The sequence below is a fragment of the Psychromonas hadalis ATCC BAA-638 genome, assembly GCF_000420245.1.
GTDB classification, from domain to species: domain Bacteria; phylum Pseudomonadota; class Gammaproteobacteria; order Enterobacterales; family Psychromonadaceae; genus Psychromonas; species Psychromonas hadalis.
This window is the reverse complement of record NZ_ATUO01000148.1, coordinates 1-8,735: the sequence shown is the minus strand read 5'-3', so window position 1 is coordinate 8,735 and position 8,735 is coordinate 1. Positions and strand designations below refer to the sequence as shown.

At 38.4% G+C, this 8,735-nt stretch carries 4 protein-coding genes; 2 read left to right on the top strand and 2 right to left on the bottom strand.

Annotated elements, in window-relative coordinates:
- Nucleotides 1–202 precede the first annotated feature (202 nt).
- Nucleotides 203–1,219, bottom strand: a complete 1,017-nt coding sequence (locus G322_RS0115135; protein WP_211217162.1) for an HD domain-containing phosphohydrolase — start codon at nucleotides 1,217–1,219, stop codon at nucleotides 203–205.
- Nucleotides 1,220–1,253: 34 nt separating this feature from the next.
- Nucleotides 1,254–6,218 carry a response regulator gene (locus G322_RS22440; RefSeq protein WP_022942583.1) on the bottom strand — a complete coding sequence of 1,655 codons (4,965 nt, stop codon included), beginning with the start codon at nucleotides 6,216–6,218 and terminating at the stop codon, nucleotides 1,254–1,256.
- Between the two features lie 182 nt (nucleotides 6,219–6,400).
- Here G322_RS22440 and G322_RS0115125 point away from each other — a divergent pair, with 182 nt between their 5' ends.
- Together G322_RS0115125 and tnpA are read left to right on the top strand one after the other, a co-directional pair.
- On the top strand, nucleotides 6,401–8,260 hold the full coding sequence (locus tag G322_RS0115125) for a methyl-accepting chemotaxis protein (protein WP_022942582.1): 1,860 nt from the start codon (nucleotides 6,401–6,403) through the stop codon (nucleotides 8,258–8,260).
- Between the two features lie 248 nt (nucleotides 8,261–8,508).
- Nucleotides 8,509–8,735 (top strand): IS66 family insertion sequence element accessory protein TnpA (tnpA, locus tag G322_RS0115120; protein WP_022942581.1); only part of this gene is annotated, 227 nt, incomplete at its 3' end.

Genomic DNA, 8,735 nt, shown 5'->3' with positions numbered 1-8,735 from the left:
ATCGCAATAGCTAGCTATTACTCAATCATGCGCCTTGCTCTTCATCATTTTTCCTCAACAAGCCCTGATCACAATATTATGCGGAATGGTATTATTAAACTCCTACAAAAGCGCTCATTAACCCGCACTCAGGTTAGTTAACTTATTAATAAATAAAACAAATTTAAAAAAGACTAAATATTATCGCCCTTCCCTTGGTGAATTAATCTGCATATAACGCTTTAATCTCACGAATTTTAGGTAAACAAGCTTTAAACATCTGTACTAAATCGGGGTCAAAATGCTTTCCCGCTTCTGCTTCAATTAACGCCATGGTTTTTTCCACTGTCCACGCTTTTTTATAGGGACGCTCAGAGGTTAACGCATCAAAGACATCTGCAACGGCAACAATGCGCGCACTCAGAGGAATATCTTCACCGCTAATACCGTTCGGGTAACCACTACCATCCCATTTTTCATGGTGATATTTTGTTACCTCTAACGCCAGTGCTAATAGATCAGTTTCATGCTCCCCGAGAATTTCCACACCATATTCAACATGCTTTTTCATGATTTCCCACTCTTTGGCATCTAATTTCCCCGGTTTTAATAACACCTCATCAGGAATACCTATTTTACCAATATCATGCATTGGCGCCGCATTACGCAACAGTTCAGACCAACAGTTATTACCCGTACAATGTTTCGCTAAATAGTAAGAGTACCAACTCATGCGGATAACATGCAACCCCGTTTCATTGTCTTTAAACTCAGCTGCACGGCCTAAACTTTGGATAATCTCCAAGCGTGTTTTTTCTAAATCCGCGGTTTTTTCTTTAACAAGTAACATAAGGTGAGATTTTTGATCCGCAAGTTTTAGATGCGTGCTAACTCGCGCTAAGACTAAAGACGGGCTCACAGGCTTGGTCATGTAATCTACGGCCCCTAAATCAAAGCCTTTTTTCTCATCTGATATTTCACTCTTAGCACTAACAAATATAATGGGTATCTCAGAGGTTTCAGGCAACGCTTGCAAATATTTACACACTGTATAGCCATCAATATCAGGCATCATGATATCCAGAAGAATAATATCAGGCTTCTCTTCTGCACAGGCTATTTTTATTGCTATGTTGCCATTAATGGCTGCTTTTACCTTATAATAGGGTCTAAGAATACCGCTCAATACATGAATATTTTCAGGGTTATCATCCACGACTAAAATGGTCTGTTTTTCGATCATCTCATCTAAATTTATCATTGTTTATTCCTGTTCAGGTAATGCTTTTCAATTGAGATAAAATTTGATCCGCACTATCAAAATCAAAATTGTCCAACTGTTCAATAAAATGTATTAGCATTTTTTTTGCTTGATGATCTACAACTCCTCTTTCTAGAACAGTTGCAAACTCTTGTGCACCAGTATCAAACTCATCAACTAACCGTTGTAACTCATTCAGTTTAGACGCTATTTCTAATTCAGTTAATAAAGGTGTCTCGCTATCATTATGCTTATGTTGCTTATAAGGCAACAGTAACATGGTGGTTATCTCTTCATTAACAGTACTAAATTCAGAGGTAACCCTATCAAGTAGCGGTTGAATCTCAATATCATGTTCAGGCTTCAAACAAGCAAGCTCAAGATCGTTAAGCTGAGCATAAAGTGTTTTAGCACCAATATTACCCGCTCCCCCTTTTAATGAATGCACCAAACGTGTTAAATCGTTCCACGACTCTGCTTGCCATTGAGTGATAAAATGTTGATGGAACTGTTGATTTGTAAACTCAAATTTGGTGAGTATTTTAAGATATAACTCATGACTTTCATTACAGATAGCCAACCCTGCTTGTTTGTCAATAGCAGAAAAATGTACAAATAATTGCTCTACCTTCATTGCTGATGAAGAATTATCGATGGATGCTGGCAATCGTGTTTTCTTGCTCTTGACTTTTATCCAATGATTGATGACTGAAAACATCGTTTCTACATTGATTGGTTTGCTAATGTAATCATTCATTCCAGCCGTAATGACCTTACTTTTTTCTCCTGACATCGCATTCGCTGTCATCGCTAAAATAGGGATCTCTTGGTTAAATTCTCGAATTAATTCAGTGGCTTTATAACCATCCATCACTGGCATCTGAATATCCATCAAGATACAATCATAATTATTATCCTGCACCATGCTGACAGCCATTTCACCATGGGTGGCATGACTTACAATCATTCCCTCAGCTTGTAAAAGTGCTGTTGCTAGCTCCTGATTTAACTCATTGTCTTCCACCAGCAAAAGATGTATACCCACTAAGCTAGGTTGTTTATTGATAACTTGATCACGTGGGGTATCTGATTCAAGCTTATAACCTAATGAAGATTGTAACGTTTGATGTAGGCGTTGTGCGGTGATGGGTTTACTCAGCAAACTATCAACACGCTTTATATAATCACTTTCACGAATCTGCTCTCTTCCATAAGCAGAGATTAAAATAAAGTGCTCAATCACCACTCCTGGCATTTGTTGCAGTGCATCACAGGTCTCTAAACCATTCATCATGGGCATATCCCAATCAATTAAAGCAAAATCAAAATGAGATGTTTTTTCCGCGATGGTGAGTGCCTGTGCGCCAGATTGCGCGGTAAACACTTGGCAGCCAAACCCTTCAATCACCTCTTTTAATGACGCAAGGGTAATTAAACTATCATCAACAATGAGTACCCGCTTCCCCGACAATCTTACCTGCACCGTCTCTCGCATCTGCAGCGATTTATCACTTTTATCTACCGTTAACCAACTAGTAAAGAAAAATTCACTGCCTAAGCCATCAACACTTTCAGCCCAAATATCACCTTGCATTAACTCAACCAAATGCTTGCTGATAGAAAGCCCTAATCCTGTACCGCCATATTTGCGCGTGGTAGAAGCATCTGCTTGCGAAAAGGCTATAAATAGTTTTTTAAGTTGTTCAGATTTAATACCAATACCACTGTCTTTAATCGAGAACAATAACTTTATACGATCGCCATCCACCTCTGAAATTGAGACGTTAAGTATTATTTCCCCCACTTCGGTAAATTTAATCGCATTACCACCGAGGTTAATCAATATTTGATTGAGACGTAACAGATCCCCAGTAAAAAACAGTGGTACATCATGATCGATATTAAACAGCAGTTCTACCCTTTTCTCCTGTGTTTTTAAACCAATTATTGTAGAAAAATTATCTAACAGCTCAGAAAAAGCAAAACTATGATTGTCTAATTCCAATTTACCTGCTTCTATTTTAGAAAAATCCAAAATATCATTAATAATACCCAGTAAATTATTAGCTGCAGAGTTTACCTTAGTGACATAGTTCCTCTCTTTTGCGCCCAGCTCACCGTGAAGAGCAAGTTGTGACATACCGATAATCGCATTCATTGGGGTACGAATTTCATGGCTCATATTAGCCAAAAAATTTGATTTAGAACGACTCGCCTCATCGGCAAACTCTTTTGCCTCAATCAATAATTTTTTAGTTTGATTTTCTTCGGTTATATCAAGCACACTTAATACCACCATCTGCTCAGCATTTAATTCCACCATTGAACAAACAACTTTAACTTCAATCGTTTTTCCAGACTTCGTTTGTATTGCGGCCTGCCCTATGCCCACAAATTTAGAAGTTTCAAAAAAGTATTCCATCACTTTTTGATGTGCTTGCTGTCTGTGTTTGGGGATAAAGTAACTCAAATATTTATTTATGATCTCCTCTTTTGAATAACCTAATAACCTTTCCGTTGCGGTGTTAATCTCAATAATTTTTTTATCCATATTAATAAGAAAAATAGCAATGGGTAACGAGGCAAGCAATGTTCTCGTGCGTTCTGATTCTAATAAACGCTGTGAAATATCTTGAAAAGTGAGCACCGCTTTAAAGGGAGAATTTTTCTCCGTAATGATAGATAAATGATAAGAAACGGGAATTTCAATAGCATCTGCATGACAAAAATAGTCTGTCTCTACATAGACGTTTTTACTCTCACTTAACCCCTGTTGAATCTGCATTTTCAGTAACTTTTTATCTGCTCGCACTGAATCGCAGAAATAGAGTATTTCCTGATAATTTCGATTGAGAACATCAGTTTCTTTATAACCTAAAATATGCTCTGCTGCACGATTGAAAAAGACAATTCCACCCAATGCATCTAATCCTAAAATACCATCAGCAACACTGTCTACAATTAAGCTGTTTTTTGCTTCCGAGAGCTGCAATGCTTCCGTACGTTTTTCAACTAACCCTTCTAGCTTCTCTTGAGATAAGCGATTCATCTGATGCGCACGGTGGGAGATAATCATCATAAAGAGTGAAATAGCAGTGATCAGAGCGATAAAAGCGACCATGGTAATAAATAGAATGTGGCGCAACTCTGTGTATTCCAAATACATCTCGTCAACACTTAATTCACTAACTAGCATAAAGTGATACCTTTCGACCCAAGACCACTGACCAACAACGGTATGCCCCATATAATCGGTATAACCCACTAAATTTCGCCCTGCCGTTTTAAAACGTGCATCATCTATAATGGGGTTATCTTTATACTTAGCCACATTCATTTTGAAAATAGCAGACTGCCCAAAAAGAAGTATTTTATCTTTATGCAGTTGTGCAATAAAACGACTTTCAGAAAGCAAAAAACCTTGCTGGTTAAGCGCATAGCTTTCTCCCGTCAAGCCTAAACGCACACCCTTAAATCGCGAAGAAAATCCTTGTCTTACATCAAAGCTCCCCATCAGCATGGCGATAACGTTTCCATCGTCTCCAAAAATAGGCTCAATAATACTGACCACAGGAAAATCTGCCCCCTCACCAACATCGACGGTGGGGATAAATACAGACAGTCCCTCTCTGGCCTGCTCAAACAGTACTGGGTAACGTTTAGGGATCGCGCTTTTTAACCCATTCCTGCCCTCTGAGCTTAACAGAGCCACTCCATCATAACTAAGAATGGTGTATTGTCGTCCTTTAGCGGTGCTATAAGGACGGCTATGAAAGAAATCATCTAACCAATCGGTCTGCTGTGCATATACTTGCGTATCATTGCTTTGATATGCCACGACCAACTTCTCTACACTAGGTTGAAAAAGAGGCGCACGCACCAACTCTTGAATGCTCGCCAAACGTGGAAAGTACCATTCATCCAAAGATTTAATGGTCGCCTTTTGGGTAATATTAAAACTCTCTTTTTGATCTTCAACAATACGTAACCTGAAGTTTTCAAAATAAGTTTCTAACACCCAAAATGCAGAGAGCAACATCATAATCAATATCGAAAAATAGATAATTTTAAATTTAACCGTTTCAAATTTCTGAGATAATACGGATGAGTAGCGTTGCATTAAATAAATAAGAAATATCAACACCACAATCGAAATAACAACTATTTTGGGTAACGAGATGCTCTCATGAGTGGATTTAATGTCGGTATTATTTAAAGAAGCGATCCACTCGGCTTGTAACTGATTAAAATAGTCACTGCCTAACGCCTCTATCCCTGCATCGAGTAACACCACCAATTCTGGCTGATCTTTATCAATACAAAACCCAAGTGGAGTGGGCTTAACACCCACGACAGGTAACGCTTGTAAATGCGTAAAGCCATGCAACTGCATCGCATAGCTTTTAGCAGAAAGGTAAGTAACAAAACCATCAATTTTATCAGCTTCCACCATCTCTAGGCCAATAAAAGTACTATTGACCCGCACAATTTTATCTTGATCAACGATGCGCAAAGCAGAGCTGACCGAAGCATAACCATAAGGAACAGCAATACGTGCAGAGCGTGGTATATCCGCCATATTTTGATAACCACTCTTTTTATTGGTCACAATGATTGGCGTTAATGAAAGAAAGGGTTTACTGAATAACATTGTCTTCGCACGCTCAGGGGAAGCCGCACAAACAGAGATCATCGCTATCTGCTTCTCAGCAAGTTTTTTCAACTGGGTAGCAAAGCTACCTTTAGAGGTAACTTGTAGTTTAACGGGTAAAATAGCAGACAATTTATGACGAATTAACTCCCCCACCCCTGTGGGCTCCCCTTTTTCATCCACGTAATTAAAAGGAGGAAAATCATCTTCAATCCCCATCGTTATAATAGGATTTTCATTGGCCCACTTTAATAGATCAGGAGATAACTCCAACGCTTGCAAAAAAGAGAGTGGTAAGAGAAAAAAAACCAAAATAATAAATTTCAATGTAACAACCTCATAAAAATAAAGCAAAAAAATTGTAGTAAAACTATTCTTTTTGGCCTATAAAAACCAATAAATACCCACTTAACGGCCATAATTAGCCTGTTCTCCAATTTCCCCACTCCCAAGGTCTCAATTTAGACTTACACTTACATTAAATACACTTAAAAAATGAAGGTTTTATCATGCTTATCAAACACAAATTAGTTCTCAATACCGTCATTGCAATAGCAAGTATGTTAGTAATGTTACTGCTAGTTGTTTTTTCTTCCTCTTCACTACAAAAAGATATCTCCCTCGCTCAAAATATCGGTAAAATTGAGTCGAATATTTTGCAGCTCAGGCGTAACGAGAAAGATTTTTTAGCACGTAAGCAGTTAAAGCACCTCGATAAATTCAAACAACGCATCACTATGTTGACTGCTAACCTTAGCCACCTTTCTTCAGAGTTAAATAACAGAGGAATTAATCCCAGTGAAGCAATTCAATTAACATCTATTCTAAATGAGTATCAAGCCCATTTTGAAGCGATTGTAAAGACACAGCAAAAAATAGGTTTAACGCCAACAACGGGACTTTATGGGGTATTAAGAACAGCGGTGCATGACGTGGAAATCGCATTAGGCGAAGATGATTTTCAAGCGGTCAGTATAATGTTACATCTGCGCCGTAATGAAAAGGATTTTATGTTACGCCTTGATGAAAAGTATGTGAAAGAATTCCAAGTAAACCATGATAAGTTTGACCTTATTATTGTAAACAGCTATCTCAATAACGATCAGAAAAAAGCGATTGATAAAGCGATGGATATGTACAAAAATGCTTTTTTCAATTTAGTAACAGAGCAAAAAATATTGGGGCTAGATTCCAAAAGTGGTTTACAAAAAAAGATGCGCGCAACCATTCATCAAGTGGATGAAACTTTATCTAGTTTAATCACTAAAACCACACAATCGGTACAGGATTACGTAGCCTCAATCAATCAGCTTACCTATACAGTTTTTACCTTTTCTATCTTCATTGCTAGCTTTATTGCGTGGTTTATTGGTCGTAGCATCACCACGGGAATCTCACATATTAAAGATTCCATGGTAGAAGTTGCAGATACCAATAACTTAACTATTTTAGTAAAATCAAAAAGCAAAGATGAACTTTCCGAAATGGCAGAAGCATTTAATCATATGATCAGTAACTTTCAACACTTGATTGTGTCAGTAAAACAATCCGTAGAGAGTGTTGATCAAGCGACCAGTTCGCTCACCCATAATATTCATCAAGCAAACGCAGGCGTTGAATCACAGATGCAGGAAACCGATATGGTGGCAACAGCGATCACAGAGATGGTTGCTACTATTGAAGAGATCGCCAGCAATACCACGGATGCAGCAGATAAAGCGGATCAAACCAATCAAAATGCCAATAAAGGCAAACAAGAAGTTGATGCCACCATTGCACAGATTGCGGTGTTATCCGAGAAACTAATAGAATCAGAAACTGTGGTGGGACAATTAGCAGAAGACAGCGTCACTATTGGCAGTGTATTAGATGTTATTCGCGGCATCGCAGAGCAGACCAACCTTTTAGCACTTAATGCAGCCATTGAGGCCGCACGCGCAGGTGAACAGGGTCGGGGCTTTGCAGTGGTCGCAGATGAAGTACGTACATTAGCCAGCCGTACTCAGGAGTCTACTAAAGAGATTGAAAGCATTATTAACACCTTGCAAAACCGTACAGCCAATATCGTTACCTTAATGGCAGAGTGTCGCAATGAAGGAGAACAAAGCACACAACAAGCAAGCCAAGCGGGCGAGCGACTAAAGCAAATAAACAGTGATGTTCTCGTTATCATGGATATGAATACTGCAATTGCTACTGCCATTCAAGAACAGAGTGTTGTGGCTACCGAAGTAAATCGTCATGTCGTTTCTATTCGAGATGTTGCTGAAAAAACCAGTGAATCTGCAGAACAAAATAACCAAATGAGTGAAGAACTTGCGCAACAAGCCACCGTATTAACCGATGAAATAAGTCGATTTCGTGTTTAATTCCCTCCTTCAACTCACAAGTCCCCACGAACTTCAGGCATTACGCCTGAGGTTTACTGCTTCTCCCAAAACACATATAAATTTTACAAATGATCTTAATATTTGATTTCTCACCTCAAGCTGGCAGTTTATATTACACGGATGAAAACAATCTATTTAGGTTAATCGTAAGCGTCAGGGCAACCACACCTTCATCTAATTTCTGATCTCAGTTATGTTATTTTCAAGTCAAATAAAAGGAAATAACAATGAAAATAACGCGCAACGAAACACAATGGCAGACCCTAGTAAAAAATCAACAAACCAGTGGGTTAACTATTTCAGATTACTGTCAACAACATCACTTATCAACGTCTAGCTTCTACACTTTCAAGAAAAAACTAGGCCTAACATCCAACAGCTTTGTTCGCGCTAAAGTGATACAACAAATTGAATTTATGGAAGAACAACCATCAATCACACTCTCTGTTGGTAA